This window comes from Mucilaginibacter achroorhodeus (genome assembly GCF_007846095.1).
Taxonomy (GTDB): Bacteria; Bacteroidota; Bacteroidia; order Sphingobacteriales; family Sphingobacteriaceae; genus Mucilaginibacter; species Mucilaginibacter achroorhodeus.
This window is the reverse complement of sequence record NZ_VOEI01000002.1, coordinates 660,953-673,836: the sequence shown is the minus strand read 5'-3', so window position 1 is coordinate 673,836 and position 12,884 is coordinate 660,953. Positions and strand designations below refer to the sequence as shown.

Here is a 12,884-nt window from a genome sequence, read left to right as displayed (position 1 = left end):
TTTACTTTACTACCAATTGATAAATATTATGCAGCACAACGCAAAAGGCATCAGGCCGTTTATAGGCGCCAAGGACTACGATCTGTCGCGCGCGTTTTACAGCGCATGGGGTTTCGAGGAATTTGTTATCTCACCCGATATGTCGGTTTTTAAATTGGGCGATATGGCTTTTTACCTGCAAAAATACTATAACCAGGATTGGGTAGATAATACCATGCTGTTTATGGAAGTAGATAACGCGCAGCGCTACTACGAAGAACTGAAAGCGCTTGATCTGCCATCAAAATATCCCGGCGCCCGCGTGTCGCCGGTACGTGTGGATACCTGGGGCGACGAATGCTTTGTACACGACCCATCAGGCGTGCTGTGGCATATCGGGCATTTTAAGGGGTAGTTATTCAGTTTGCGGTTGCAAGTTTGCAGTCGGCAGCTTCCATTCATCTCTCGAGAGGGGTCGGAGTGTGTCATCTATGTCTGTCATGGTTAGGCTGTTGAACCACGAATCGCGCGCACGGTCTTCGACAAGCTCAGACTGACACTTGCTGAAATGATAGAAGAATGTATTATCTGGCCTTGTCATGGTGAGCCTGTCGAACCACATAAACTTTTAGTTCAGACACCTTTCACCATCTCCACGTGCGGGATGCCATCTTCATCGTAAACATCACCCTGCTCCACAAAGCCAAATGACTGATAAAATTTAAGCAAATACAACTGTGCGCCAATGCGTATAGGTTCGCGGCCAAATAGCTCATAGCAACCCTGTATGGAAGCTTCTATCAATTTCTTTCCTACACCGGTTCCGCGGTGGGCAGGGGAGGTGATAACTCTTCCTATAGACACTTCATCAAAAGATAACCCCGCAGGCAGCAAACGCGTGTAGGCTGCAAGCTGATCGCCGGCGTAATACAGCAGGTGATGGCTTTGCTGGTCCTTGTTATCCGGGTCAAGGTAGGGACAGTTTTGCTCAACTACAAAAACCTCCGCACGCAAACGCAGCAGGGCGTAAAGTTCATGCGTGGTAAGCTCGTTAAAATGTTTGATGGTGTAGTGGTAGTTCATATGGTTAGTAAACAAAGGTAAGATAATGGTGTAAACCTAAGGCTTTGTAATCGCGAATGCCCTTGTCCAATTAAAGTGAATGCATATTAGTATTTTGATTATAAACCTGATACATTATATTCGTGTTAACAAAAAAAACCTTATTGCATGAAAAAACTTTACACAATTCTAATTATTGGGATTTTTGCTTGTAAGCTATCTAAAGCCCAAGACAATGCGCAACTCCAGATTGATTCGCTTGAAAAAAAATTCACCTATCAACATGGTACCATCAAGCTTGGTAACGGTGTAGGTTCAATTACAGTTCCACCAGGCTTTAAATATCTCGACTCTGTACAGGCACTTAAAGTGCTTACCGTTTTATGGAATAATCCGAAAACAGAAAACATGACGCTTGGGTTTATTCTGCCCGAAAAGCAGGGCATTTTAACCACCGGCGGTTATGTGTTCAATATCCAGTATGATGCTATCGGTTATGTAAAGGATGATGATGCTAATGATATCAATTACGATGAACTACTAACCAACCTAAAGAAAGAAACGGCTGACGAAAATGACGAACGCACCAAAGAAGGTTACCAACCTATTGAAGTGGTTGGCTGGGCTGCCAAGCCTTATTACGATGCTAACCGCCATATCCTGCACTGGGCAAAAGAGGTTAAATTTGGTGCCGATAGTGTAAATACACTTAACTATAACGTACGTGTGCTTGGCCGTAAAGGAGTGTTGGTGCTTAATGCTATAGCAACAATGCAAGAGGTAAATGCCGTTAAAGCAGGTGTGCCGCATGTTTTAAATGTTGTAAACTTTGCAGATGGCTACAAATACACTGACTTCGATTCTGGCGTAGATAAGGTAGCTGCCTGGACGATAGGCGGACTTGTAGCCGGTAAAATACTGGCTAAGGTAGGTTTCTTTGCCCTGTTGCTCAAATTTTGGAAATTGATCATGCTGGCATTTGTTGCGGTAGGGAGTTTCTTCCGCAAGTTATTTAAAGGACGTAAAAAGGAAGAGCCTGTATTTGTACCGGAGCCTGCACCGGCAAATGAAAATACAGCATGGGTTGCAAGCGAAACAGCAGATAAACCGCTAAATGAATTAGCGGACGTGGAAGAAGAAAAAAAATAATTCAGAAATATCTTGATTTCAAAAAATAATACTTATAATTGCATCATGAAAACAACAACAATACAAATACAATTGCCGCAACCGATTAGTCGGAGGTGATTGGGTATGTATTGTAAAAAATAACTGAATACTTGAGATCCTCTTAGACATTTTCTAAGGGGATTTTTTGTTTTCAGGCCATTTCAGGGTAGTATATCAATTGGTTAGATTACCGCATTTGGGATGCGGAGGCTCCCGGTTCGAGTCCGGGTTACCCTACTGATTTATAAGGAAATATACCTTAATGGTTAGAGCAGTGCCCTTATACGGTACCGGTTGAAGGTTCAAGTCCTTCTATTTCCACTTGTTCTATTTTCCTGTGGTGCAATGGTAGCACGTCTGATTTTGGTTCAGAAGATCGTGGTTCGAGTCCATGCAGGAAAACATGGTTTTTTATCTGCAATATTAAAGTTAAAATCATCTACAGATGGGTAGGGGATGGTGTGTTTTTTAATAAAGAAAAATCTTTATTATATTCTGCCTTTGATTGGGGCGGCGGGGGTAGATGTCATGGTGAGCCCTTCGAACCACTTTTCGCTTTATAGGCCTTCGACAAGCTCAGGCTGACAATAATTTTTCCCTCCCGGGCGATTTGTTTTTTATTCCCAACATTTATACTGAATCCACCTGATGTGACCCACTCTTAATCAATTGCTTTAAACTTTCGCAAAAGCTGTTTGTTATTCATTGAAAACGCTAACGCCATGAACGACAAAGTATTTGCACAGCAATTTGCCCACGAGCTTGACATGGAAACCACATCAACCCTTAAATGCCTGGAGCGTATTCCGCCGGAGTTGTATAGCTACAAACCGCACGAGCGATCAATGGAAATGGGTTACCTTACCTTGTTGGTTGCCGAGATACCCTTGTGGATAGCCTTGATAATTGAACAGGGCGAAATCGATTTCGCCACCTATCAGCATCGCGAAGCTAAAACCACGCAGCAAATAGTAGATCATTTTAATGATAATATAGCTAAAGCTAAAAATGCGCTTAACAATGTTGAGGACGGCTTGCTGGAACAGCCGTTTTATTTAAAAAGAAGCGGTGAGATATTGCTGCAGTCTACCAAGCGCGAGCAGATAGAGAGTACCATTAACCACATGGTGCATCATCGCGGTCAGCTTACCGTTTACATGCGCCTCAATAATATTGATGTGCCGTCGATATACGGCCCTTCGGCTGATGACAGGAGCTACGGTGCCGCACAATCTTCATAATAACATATAACACAAATGAGAATAGTAACCCTAGAAGAGCATATCTCTTTCCCCGAAATGAATGAGTTGCTGCCGGCAGCTATTGTTGCGGCTAAGGATACATCCGGCCCAGCCGCGCAAATGATGCCCAAGTTGGCAGATATAAGCGGCGATAGGCTTGCCTCGATGGATAAGAACGGCATAACGGTGCAGGTGCTTTCTGTAGAAAATACCGATGTGAACTTGCTGGATAGCAAACAGGCACCGGGTTTTGCATCGCACTACAATGATCTGATAGCGCAAAAAATAAGCCATCACCCAGATCGTTTTGCTGCCTTTGCGCATCTGCCAATGACGGCCCCTGCCGCCGCTGCCGATGAGTTAGAGCGTACCGTTACCCAATACGGCTTTAAAGGGGCAATGATAAGGGGCCATACCAACGGCGAATTTTTAGACAACTCCAAGTTTGCACCGATATTTGAGCGTGCACAAAAGTTGAATGTGCCCATTTACATTCATCCCGGGATACCGCCACAGCCGGTAATGGATGCATACTACAGCAATGTTGGCGGTGTTGCCGGTCCGTTAAATTCATTAGCCTGCTGGGGTTGGGGCTGGCATTCTGAGACCGCTATACATGTGCTAAGGCTGCTGGCCGCCGGTACGTTTGATCAATTCCCAAAGCTTAAGGTAATCATAGGCCATATGGGCGAAATGCTGCCCATGATGTGGGTGCGCTCGCAACGCGGGTTTCAGCCGGGTGCAGGCGGTCAAAATCAGCGTGGCCTGCAGGAAACCTTTCGTGAACAGGTGTATATTACCACCAGTGGTTTTTTTACGCAGCCGCCCCTGCAAATTGCCCTGGACACCTTCGGCATAGATAATATGATGTTTTCCATAGATTATCCGTTTAGCACCAATGAAATGGGTGCGGATTTTCTAAATCAGGTAGAGCTGCCAAAAGATGACCTTGAAAAGTTTGCACATGGCAATGCGGACAGGATCTTAAAACTTCGCTAAAAATATTTTGCAATTTCCATATTAATCGTAATATTGCGATTGATATGGGAGTTACTAAATCAGAGATATATACGGAGGAGCAGAACAAGCTGGCTATGCAATTGAAGGCTATTGCGCATCCTGCACGTATTGCCATTCTGCAGGAACTCATCAAAGCCAATGCCTGCATCTGCGGCGACTTGGTTACCGAACTCGGCCTGGCACAGGCAACCATCTCACAACACTTAAAGGAACTTAAGAACGCCGGCTTGATACAAGGCACCATCGAGGGTGTTAGTGTTTGCTATTGTATCGAACCCAAAGCATGGAAAAGTCTGCAGGCAGAGTTAAACCAGCTATTTACTTCTTATAAAGACAATAATAACTGCTGTTAAAAAAATTTGAAACAATTAATCGCAATATTACGATGGAAACTAACGACCAACTAAAGGAAATTGTAAGGCAAAAGTACAGCGAGATAGCCTTGCAGGATAAGGATGTTAACGCATCATCATGCTGTGGCGCTACCGGCTGCTCAACCGAGATCTATAACATCATGAGTGATGATTACACCGAGATGGAAGGCTACAATGCCGATGCCGACCTTGGCCTGGGCTGCGGCCTGCCTACGCAATTTGCCAAAATTAGGAAAGGCGATGTGGTGATAGACCTGGGCAGCGGTGCCGGTAACGATTGCTTTATAGCCCGTGCTGAAACCGGCGAAACCGGCAAGGTGATAGGTATTGATTTTACCCCGGCCATGATTAATAAGGCCCGCGCCAATGCCGAAAAGCTTGGTTTTAACAACGTAGAGTTTAGGCAGGGCGATATTGAGCACATGCCGGTTACCGCCAACATTGCCGATGTTATTGTGAGCAACTGCGTACTCAACCTGGTGCCCGATAAGGATGCCGTTATCAGGGATATTTACAGGGTACTGAAACCCGGCGGGCACTTCAGTATATCTGATGTGGTGTTGGTTGGCAACCTGCCCGATGCACTCCGTAAGGATGCAGAGATGTACGCAGGCTGTGTAGCCGGGGCTATCCAAAAGAATGTGTACCTAAGCCTGATAAAAAGCAATGGCTTTACCAACATCACCGTACAAAAAGAGAAGGTTATTGTAGTGCCTGATGATATCCTGAACAAATACCTGGGCACTGCCGAACTTGAAAGTTTTAAAGCCGGCAGTACAGGCATTTTCAGCGTTACCGTTTATGCCGAAAAACCTTCGGACGCGGCTTGCTGCCCGCCGGGATGCTGCTAATCAAAGAACAACACACATGAAAAATATATTAGTGCTTTGCACCGGCAACAGTTGCCGCAGCCAGATAGCCGAGGGTTATCTGCGCTATTTTAGCGAAGGGAAAGCCAACATTTACAGCGCCGGTATCGAAACACATGGCGTAAACCCGCGTGCCATTGCTACCATGCAGGAGGACGGTATCGATATCTCCGCCCATACCTCAAATAATGTAGACGAGTATGCCAACGTGCCCTTTGATTACGTGATAACCGTTTGCGATAACGCCAAAGAGAACTGCCCGTACTTCCCGACCGAGGCCGTCAAACTGCACCACAACTTCCCCGACCCTGCTAAAGCGCAAGGCACAGAAGAGGAGATAATGGCAGAGTTCCGCAAGGTGCGCGGGATGATTAAGGATTATTGTAAAACGTTTACCGAAAAGTATTTAAGCTAATGCCAGATCATTGTGCGCCGGCTGCAGAGCGCAAAAAACTAAGTTTTTTGGATAGGTATTTAACCGTTTGGATCTTTAGCGCTATGGTTATTGGCCTGGGTATCGGTTACTTTGTACCATCGTCATCTGGTTTTGTAAGTTCATTTTCAAACGGGACCACCAATATTCCTTTAGCCGTTGGTTTGATACTGATGATGTACCCGCCGCTGGTAAAGGTAGACTATACCAAAATAGGGGAGGTTTTCAAAGACTTGAAAGTATTAAGCGTATCCCTTGTTTTAAACTGGATCATCGGCCCGGTGCTGATGTTTTTGCTGGCTATTGTGTTTTTGCACGATCATCCGCACTATATGGTGGGGCTTATTTTAATTGGTTTGGCCCGGTGCATTGCCATGGTGGTGGTATGGAACGAATTGGCCGAAGGGAACCGCGAGTATGCCGCCGGACTGATCACCCTTAACAGCATCTTCCAGATCTTACTTTACAGCGTATTGGCTTACCTGTTTATCACGGTGCTGCCGCCCATGTTTGGGCTTAAGGGATTCAGCATCAACGTTACCATAAAAGATATCGCCAAAAGTGTTGGCATTTACCTGGGCATACCGTTTTTAGCTGCGGTAGTAAGCCGGTTTATTTTAATTAAAGCCAAAGGCAAAGCCTGGTTTACAGATAGCTTTGTGCCCATGGTTTCGCCGGTTACATTGATTGCCCTGTTGTTTACCATTGTGCTGATGTTCACCTTAAAGGGCGAACTGATCCTGAAGATCCCGCTGGATGTGTTGCGGATAAGCATACCGCTGGTTATCTATTTTGCGGTGATGTTTGTATGCAGCTTTTTTATAGGCAAATGGTTCGGGGCCGATTACTCGCGCTCGGCAGCGATAGCCTTTACCGCAACCGACAATAACTTTGAATTGGCCATAGCCGTCGCCATAGGCGTATTCGGCATTAACTCCGGCGAAGCCTTTACAGGCGTAGTTGGTCCGCTGGTAGAAGTGCCTGCGTTAATAGGCCTGGTGAAACTGGCTTTTTGGTTTAGGGAGAGGTGGAGATTCAAGGGGTAGATGTGGGGCGCACGAAACTTTGTTAATCGGATTAGCTTTGTTAGATATTGTTCACTCCAATCTCCATAATCGGAGTTTGAAAAGACAATAGAAAACATTAAATTGCCTGTCTAAATCTTATTACAACATGGCTAAAAAGAATAATTTCTATTCTGATTCTTTTCGAATATTTAAAAAAATATCAAAAAAAATTGTTGATTCAGAATTGACTGACGATGATAATATCATTGAAAACGCTCTTTTTTTTGCAATTGGAATAGAAAAATTGTTAAAAGGGATAATCTATGACGTCAATCCATTATACATATTGGAAAGCCCAGATTTCAAAAATTCAGTGCCGCTATATTATGGATCGTTAATAAATGATAAGACGGAAATTACAAAAAGTCCGAATGGAGACGTGATTGCCTTTCACTCAAGTGTTTTACGAGCCGCTACATTCTCAAAGGCGATACTCGATAATAAAAACACATTAATGAAATTAAAAAATGCGCGAGACATTATCGTACATCACAATTATAAGAATTTAGAAATCGAGGAATTGAAAATATTATTAGAGCGTGATTTTTATCCTCTTTTATCGGCCATATCTGCCGAGCATAATTTGGGAGGACAAAATAATTTTTTTAGCAATCTACATTCTAAGCTTGCCCGAAAAAGTAGTACTCTTCAGAACGACGTTGAAAAGCAAATAAAATTGAAAATGGAAAGTGCATCTGCTCATTGGGCTACACTGAAAGGAAGTTCAACATTTGATCGAAAAGTGGGTGAGGCGAGAACTGCAGAATTATTAAAAAAGGTATTTGCATATCCTGCGGAATGTCCGAGTTGTAAAAATTATGGGGTTGTTTATACAGCACCATTGATGGAATTCGATAGTTACAAAAATGAGATGGTACAAACAGGGCTTGAAACAAAAGCCTTTAAGTGTGGTTTTTGTACTTTGGAAGTGGCTGATTATAAGGAGTTGGACTATTTAAAAATTAAACCTGATACTAAAAATAAAGACAAAATTATTTTAGAATACAAAGGTGATCTTGAAGTCCTCGAAAATTCAAAATAAATTTTTAAAATGCTGCACAGATTTGCAGACGCATACGTGCGCAATATGCTCATGTTAATGTAAGCACATGACACATTTAATCGTAGATCTATTATGTCAGAAGCTACCGAAAAGGAATAGTTAATAGGAAATAGCTGCGTTGCGGCCTTTTCTTTAATAACAATTATATAAAAAGTAATGCAAACCCTAACTGAAGAACAAGCAGATTATGTAATGGCGCATTACAGCAGCCTGCTTAATTTACCTGAGCAAAGGGCTTTGCGGCATTACAAGTCTGAAGTTAAAATTGAAGGCCCAGACGCTGAAAGGCTAAAGCGTGTTTACATGCGCACGGGCTGGCTTACAGATGATCCGGTTATTTTAAGTTACCTGCGTGAGGGTTATGTGAAATTTACGCTTAACTGTGCAAACCGTATAGTAAGGGATAATCCTGATAAAGTGTTTTTTAACCTCTGCCCAAATTGCCAAAGGCTGGCAAGAACACCTTATGCCAAACAATGCCGTTTCTGCAAGTACAACTGGCATTAAATTTTTTTGCGTTGACCGGTGTTCACGCCATAAACGCAATCACCTTAATTTTCCTCCACCATCGGCAGGTTCATGATATGTTGGCGGCTCCAGTTGGATAGCTGCGTTAGGATAGGGCGCAGTGTTTCGCCCTTTGGGCTTAGCGAGTACTCCACCCTTGGCGGTACCTCGGGGTAGGCCTTGCGGATAATGATGTCGTCGGCTTCCAGTTCCTTCAACGTGCGCGAAAGTACCTTAAGCGCCATGCCGGGGATTATCTTATGCAGTTCGCCAAAACGTAATGGGCCTCGCATCAGCAGCCACAAAATGGGTGGTTTCCACTTGCCGCCTATCACATCTATGGTAGCGGTGATGGGGCATTCTTCGGCTCCGTGATATTTTTGTAAATTATTTTCAGCCATAGCTTTACGTACAAACAAATACTACCAAATTGTTATTAGTAGACAAAAAGGTAACTACTTGACAAAAGTATAGTATTGGGATACATTTGTCAAAAAACAAAAGGAATAATCATATGAAAATTATAGTGATAGGTGCATCGGGCACCATTGGTAAACACGTAGTGAACGCATTGGCAGAAGGTAACGAGATCATCAAGGTAGGCTCAAAATCCGGCGATTACCAGGTAAATATTGCAGACGCGGCTTCCATCAAAAACCTGTTTGAACAGGTTGGTCCGTTCGATGCCCTGGTGAGCACCACCGGTGATGCTTACTTCGGCCCATTCAAAGACATGACCGAAGCCAACATGCGCGTAGGTATCGATAGCAAGCTGATGGGGCAGGTGAACCTGGTACTCATTGGTCAGCACTACATTAACCCAAAAGGCTCGTTCACCCTTACCTCCGGCAGTTTAGCCGACGACCCTGTGCCAATGGCAGCAGCCGCAGGTACCGCAAACGGCGCGTTAGATTCATTTGCCAGGGGCGCGGCCATCGAACTGGTGAATGGTGTCCGCATCAACACGGTAGCGCCGGGTGTAGTAGAGGAATCTCCTGCCTATTTCCCATACTTTAAGGGTCACATCCCGGTAAATATGCACCGCGTGGCGCAGGCCTACGTTAAAAGCGTCCTCGGCGCACAAACCGGGCAGGTGTATAAGGTATTGTAACAGACAAATACAGAAGCCCTCTCCAAATGAGAGGGCTTTGTTTTTGTACGATATTTAAGTTTGCCTTGAATTTCGAAAGGTTACTACGGCCATAACTATGCAAATTATTCCCAATATAGATAGTGACTCACCTTTACCGCTTTTGACGTAGCCGGTAAGCAGTAGAAAACCGATACTTGCAAGCGGTAAGATTGCCAGCAACGCAAAAAAATTTATGCTCACCTTTTTGTGTGCAGCAGGTATTATGCGCGGTTGTGGATATATATACAGATCATGTCTACATTCCAGGGTTTTTTTGATTTCTATCTCTGCTGTTAGTTCGTCGCTAAGCTGATTCCATTCTGGATAATTATCAAAATTGAATCTCTGATAAATACTAAGGAACCTTATTACATTGAACCTTAAATTTGGTTCGTTCACATGGCCGTACAAAAACTCATAGTCTTCTAAGTCATAAGCCTGCAGGCTTTCATAATCAGTTAATTTATAGCGGGGCAAAGATTCGATATAGAATACGGCTTCGGCAACATTGATAGTCTGGTTGTGAAACCTACGCCAAACTTCAGAAAGTAAAGCTCTTGTAATTACGAGATCGTCAGATTCAGGAACGGTTTGATTTATTACCCCTATCAACTCATTGTCATCCCGGCTCATAGATAAGGCTATAAACGTATAATCCGGTTCATCAGTGTGCATGATGATCTCGTCTGCCCACGCTACAACATCGGCCTTTGTTATCAAACCTATGCGTAATCCTAACCTATATGCCTGCAGAAGTAATTTATAATCTGATAGCGAAGCATCCATGTTTAAAAAATTAAAACGGCAATCTAATAAAGATTGCCGTTTGGTTGTTATCAATCCTCCGGCCTTTCCTTAGGGTCAGCCATGCGGACTATTCTCGGTTGAAATTTAGCCAGTACATCAACCAGGTCATGCTGTGCAGCTATTACGGTGTGTATGTCTTTGTACACCATCGGCGCCTCGTCAATGTCGCTACCCAACAGGGTTATCTTCTTATCCAGCAGTTCGGCCACTACCAGGTCGCGTTTAATGGTTTTAAAGGCCGCGCTACGGCTCATTAGCCGCCCTGCACCATGGCTCGCCGAATTGATAGAAGTAGCTTCACCTTTACCACGCACCAAAAAGCCCGGTGTGCTCATACTTCCCGGAATGATACCCAGTACACCCTCGCCGGCTGGCGTTGCACCTTTACGGTGTACCATTACTTCGGTTCCATCGGGCAGCTGCTCTTTCCAGGCAAAGTTGTGGTGGTTCTCTATTCGTGCCAAAGGCTCAAGCATCATTTCTTTAGCTATCTTGTTATGTATCTCGTGGTGATTGGCGCTTGCGTAATCACCGGCCAAATTCATAGCCAGCCAGTATTCATGGCCCTCTTCGGTATCCAGATCCAACCATGCCAAATGCTTGGCCTCATGCGGCAGCTTGGTTTTCTTCATGGCAATATCTGAGTAGTAATTGGCAATGCTTCCGCCAAAACCACGTGAGCCGGAGTGCGATAGCAAGGCCAGGTAATTACCGCCTGGTATGCCCTCTAAAGCGCCATCGGCTATGCTTAGCTCGCCCCACTCCACAAAATGGTTACCTGTGCCTGATGTTCCTAATTGCCTGTAAGCTTTGTTCTTTAACAAACGTATCTGTTTGGTTGCACTCCAGTCGGCACGGTCAAACAAGCTATCATCATAATGGGCACCACTTTCGCTACCGATACCAAAATGCGTGTTTTTTAACAGTAAGCTTTTCAGGTTATCCTGTTTAGTATCAATGGTTGTAGCAGGCAACTCAAAAATGCTTAAGCACATTCTGCAGGCAATATCCACACCCACAGCGTAGGGGATAATGGTATTGGCCGTAGTGGCCAGCACGCCGCCAATGGGTAGGCCATAACCCTGGTGTGCATCGGGCATAAGGGCGCCGGCAACGGCTATTGGCAATTGTATAGCCGTCCTCATCTGTGCCAGCGCCCCGGCCTCAATATGTTCTATCCCGTAAACCGGGAATTCCGCTATCTCTTTTTTAAGCTCATGCACGCTGCGCGCTTGTTTAACAAACTTGCCTTCTTTTCTCAGGTCGATAACCTTTTCGGCAATGTTCTTAAACTTGCCACCCTTTTTTAGTGCATACGGCATCGGGTCGTCAATCAACGATTCAAGGTTGGCCAGTATTTGCGGCTTATCCATCACCTGGTTCTTAAGCAAGCCATTAGCCACACGGCTAAATGCAACCAGCAGTTCCAGGTCGTTAATGCCTAAAGCACTTATTTCTCCGTTTGATATTTTTTCCTTTTCCATAACCTCTTTTTTGTCTCCGCCCCGTGTTAGGCGGAGACGTTTTTTATTTTTCTTTTCTTGATTATGATACAAAGTAAAATACCAAGTGCGCAGTGTTTTTGCGCAGTAAAAAATATTTTCAATAAAAATTAATTATTATTGCGAAACACCTATCACTAATCTTAAAGTGGAAACGATTCTAAGGTATGGCGGCTGTTGGATACAGACTGATAAAGATACTATCTACGGTAATTATGACGCATCGTTTGGAAAAGAACGCTGGCAGATAACGTTACAAAGCGAAACTTTTTGCTATATCAATGACAACGTAAAAACCTTTTTTAACGTTGCCGATGTCAAAGAAATCCAATTTGAGATTGGAGATCACCCAAGGCGCGGTTCATCTTCTTTGCCGCAGCCTTCTGTTTATGTAATTCTAAAAAATGATCCTGACCCTAAAGAATTTTTTCATTTCATCGTAAACGAAGAGTTTGTTTTATCTAACAAAACCCGCGCTTATGATGCTTGTGAAAAACTTGTCAGCCTTATAGGGGAGAGGTATGGTATTTCAACGTCTTATAAATTATCAATTGACACCAAAAAGAAAAGGAATGCGATAGCACTGGTACCACTTGTGTTAATTATTATCGTGATCGTACTTCTGCTGAGACTCAGACAATAAATTCAATTGCTCAAC

16 protein-coding genes and 3 tRNA genes are annotated in these 12,884 nt (G+C 44.0%); 15 read left to right on the top strand and 4 right to left on the bottom strand.

Annotated elements, in window-relative coordinates; genetic code table 11:
* The first annotated feature begins 28 nt into the window (after positions 1-28).
* Positions 29-394 carry a glyoxalase gene (locus FPZ42_RS08985; RefSeq protein WP_146270494.1) on the top strand — a complete coding sequence of 122 codons (366 nt, stop codon included), beginning with the start codon at positions 29-31 and terminating at the stop codon, positions 392-394.
* Between the two features lie 218 nt (positions 395-612).
* Here the strand turns inward: FPZ42_RS08985 and FPZ42_RS08980 are convergent, their stop codons facing one another.
* Positions 613-1,062 (bottom strand): GNAT family N-acetyltransferase, encoded by a 450-nt coding sequence (locus tag FPZ42_RS08980; protein WP_146270492.1) that lies wholly within the window; start codon positions 1,060-1,062, stop codon positions 613-615.
* Positions 1,063-1,209: 147 nt separating this feature from the next.
* Between FPZ42_RS08980 and FPZ42_RS08975 the strand changes: the two genes are divergently transcribed.
* The 12 genes from FPZ42_RS08975 to FPZ42_RS08920 all read left to right on the top strand — a co-directional run bounded on the left by FPZ42_RS08975 (position 1,210) and on the right by FPZ42_RS08920 (position 8,785).
* A complete protein-coding gene (locus tag FPZ42_RS08975; protein WP_146270490.1) occupies positions 1,210-2,190 on the top strand; it encodes a DUF2167 domain-containing protein in 981 nt (326 codons plus the stop codon).
* Between the two features lie 184 nt (positions 2,191-2,374).
* Positions 2,375-2,448, top strand: a tRNA-Pro gene (locus FPZ42_RS08970).
* 11 nt (positions 2,449-2,459) lie between these two features.
* A tRNA-Ile gene (locus FPZ42_RS08965) sits at positions 2,460-2,532 on the top strand.
* A 10-nt stretch (positions 2,533-2,542) separates the two neighbouring features.
* Positions 2,543-2,613 (top strand) — tRNA-Gln (locus FPZ42_RS08960).
* A gap of 320 nt (positions 2,614-2,933) precedes the next feature.
* The gene (locus tag FPZ42_RS08955; protein ID WP_146270488.1) at positions 2,934-3,452 is read left to right on the top strand and encodes a DinB family protein; all 519 of its coding nucleotides are present in this window, start codon (positions 2,934-2,936) and stop codon (positions 3,450-3,452) included.
* Between the two features lie 15 nt (positions 3,453-3,467).
* Positions 3,468-4,451 carry an amidohydrolase family protein gene (locus FPZ42_RS08950; RefSeq protein WP_146270486.1) on the top strand — a complete coding sequence of 328 codons (984 nt, stop codon included), beginning with the start codon at positions 3,468-3,470 and terminating at the stop codon, positions 4,449-4,451.
* Positions 4,452-4,495: 44 nt separating this feature from the next.
* Positions 4,496-4,825, top strand: a complete 330-nt coding sequence (locus tag FPZ42_RS08945; protein WP_146270484.1) for an ArsR/SmtB family transcription factor — start codon at positions 4,496-4,498, stop codon at positions 4,823-4,825.
* Positions 4,826-4,857: 32 nt separating this feature from the next.
* Entirely contained in the window at positions 4,858-5,697 is an 840-nt protein-coding gene (locus FPZ42_RS08940) for an arsenite methyltransferase (protein WP_146270482.1), read from the top strand.
* Positions 5,698-5,713: 16 nt separating this feature from the next.
* Positions 5,714-6,130, top strand: a complete 417-nt coding sequence (locus tag FPZ42_RS08935) for an arsenate reductase ArsC (protein ID WP_146270480.1) — start codon at positions 5,714-5,716, stop codon at positions 6,128-6,130.
* Positions 6,130-7,194: an ACR3 family arsenite efflux transporter gene (gene arsB, locus FPZ42_RS08930; RefSeq protein ID WP_146270478.1), complete on the top strand. Its 1,065-nt coding sequence runs from the start codon at positions 6,130-6,132 to the stop codon at positions 7,192-7,194. The genes FPZ42_RS08935 and arsB overlap by 1 nt, the downstream gene beginning before the upstream one ends.
* A gap of 127 nt (positions 7,195-7,321) precedes the next feature.
* Complete coding sequence (locus FPZ42_RS08925; RefSeq protein ID WP_146270476.1) at positions 7,322-8,257, top strand: hypothetical protein; 936 nt, start codon at positions 7,322-7,324, stop codon at positions 8,255-8,257.
* A gap of 177 nt (positions 8,258-8,434) precedes the next feature.
* Complete coding sequence (locus tag FPZ42_RS08920) at positions 8,435-8,785, top strand: hypothetical protein (protein WP_146270474.1); 351 nt, start codon at positions 8,435-8,437, stop codon at positions 8,783-8,785.
* Between the two features lie 44 nt (positions 8,786-8,829).
* Here FPZ42_RS08920 and FPZ42_RS08915 read toward each other — a convergent pair whose 3' ends face one another.
* Positions 8,830-9,186, bottom strand: a complete 357-nt coding sequence (locus FPZ42_RS08915) for a winged helix-turn-helix transcriptional regulator (RefSeq protein ID WP_146270472.1) — start codon at positions 9,184-9,186, stop codon at positions 8,830-8,832.
* Positions 9,187-9,260: 74 nt separating this feature from the next.
* Between FPZ42_RS08915 and FPZ42_RS08910 the strand changes: the two genes are divergently transcribed.
* The gene (locus FPZ42_RS08910; RefSeq protein ID WP_315898393.1) at positions 9,261-9,896 is read left to right on the top strand and encodes a short chain dehydrogenase; all 636 of its coding nucleotides are present in this window, start codon (positions 9,261-9,263) and stop codon (positions 9,894-9,896) included.
* 54 nt (positions 9,897-9,950) lie between these two features.
* Here FPZ42_RS08910 and FPZ42_RS08905 read toward each other — a convergent pair whose 3' ends face one another.
* Complete coding sequence (locus FPZ42_RS08905) at positions 9,951-10,703, bottom strand: hypothetical protein (protein ID WP_146270468.1); 753 nt, start codon at positions 10,701-10,703, stop codon at positions 9,951-9,953.
* A 50-nt stretch (positions 10,704-10,753) separates the two neighbouring features.
* Entirely contained in the window at positions 10,754-12,208 is a 1,455-nt protein-coding gene (locus FPZ42_RS08900; RefSeq protein WP_146270466.1) for an RtcB family protein, read from the bottom strand.
* 166 nt (positions 12,209-12,374) lie between these two features.
* Here FPZ42_RS08900 and FPZ42_RS08895 point away from each other — a divergent pair, with 166 nt between their 5' ends.
* Entirely contained in the window at positions 12,375-12,869 is a 495-nt protein-coding gene (locus tag FPZ42_RS08895) for a hypothetical protein (RefSeq protein WP_146270464.1), read from the top strand.
* Positions 12,870-12,884: the final 15 nt, after the last annotated feature.

Bases quoted from the DNA above. Each gene is read 5' to 3' on its own strand.
- FPZ42_RS08985 (WP_146270494.1), top strand. From the start codon at position 29: ATGCAGCACAACGCAAAAGGCATCAGGCCGTTTATAGGCGCCAAGGAC.
- FPZ42_RS08980 (WP_146270492.1), bottom strand. From the start codon at position 1,062: ATGAACTACCACTACACCATCAAACATTTTAACGAGCTTACCACGCAT.
- FPZ42_RS08975 (WP_146270490.1), top strand. From the start codon at position 1,210: ATGAAAAAACTTTACACAATTCTAATTATTGGGATTTTTGCTTGTAAG.
- FPZ42_RS08955 (WP_146270488.1), top strand. From the start codon at position 2,934: ATGAACGACAAAGTATTTGCACAGCAATTTGCCCACGAGCTTGACATG.
- FPZ42_RS08950 (WP_146270486.1), top strand. From the start codon at position 3,468: ATGAGAATAGTAACCCTAGAAGAGCATATCTCTTTCCCCGAAATGAAT.
- FPZ42_RS08945 (WP_146270484.1), top strand. From the start codon at position 4,496: ATGGGAGTTACTAAATCAGAGATATATACGGAGGAGCAGAACAAGCTG.
- FPZ42_RS08940 (WP_146270482.1), top strand. From the start codon at position 4,858: ATGGAAACTAACGACCAACTAAAGGAAATTGTAAGGCAAAAGTACAGC.
- FPZ42_RS08935 (WP_146270480.1), top strand. From the start codon at position 5,714: ATGAAAAATATATTAGTGCTTTGCACCGGCAACAGTTGCCGCAGCCAG.
- arsB (WP_146270478.1), top strand. From the start codon at position 6,130: ATGCCAGATCATTGTGCGCCGGCTGCAGAGCGCAAAAAACTAAGTTTT.
- FPZ42_RS08925 (WP_146270476.1), top strand. From the start codon at position 7,322: ATGGCTAAAAAGAATAATTTCTATTCTGATTCTTTTCGAATATTTAAA.
- FPZ42_RS08920 (WP_146270474.1), top strand. From the start codon at position 8,435: ATGCAAACCCTAACTGAAGAACAAGCAGATTATGTAATGGCGCATTAC.
- FPZ42_RS08915 (WP_146270472.1), bottom strand. From the start codon at position 9,186: ATGGCTGAAAATAATTTACAAAAATATCACGGAGCCGAAGAATGCCCC.
- FPZ42_RS08905 (WP_146270468.1), bottom strand. From the start codon at position 10,703: ATGGATGCTTCGCTATCAGATTATAAATTACTTCTGCAGGCATATAGG.
- FPZ42_RS08900 (WP_146270466.1), bottom strand. From the start codon at position 12,208: ATGGAAAAGGAAAAAATATCAAACGGAGAAATAAGTGCTTTAGGCATT.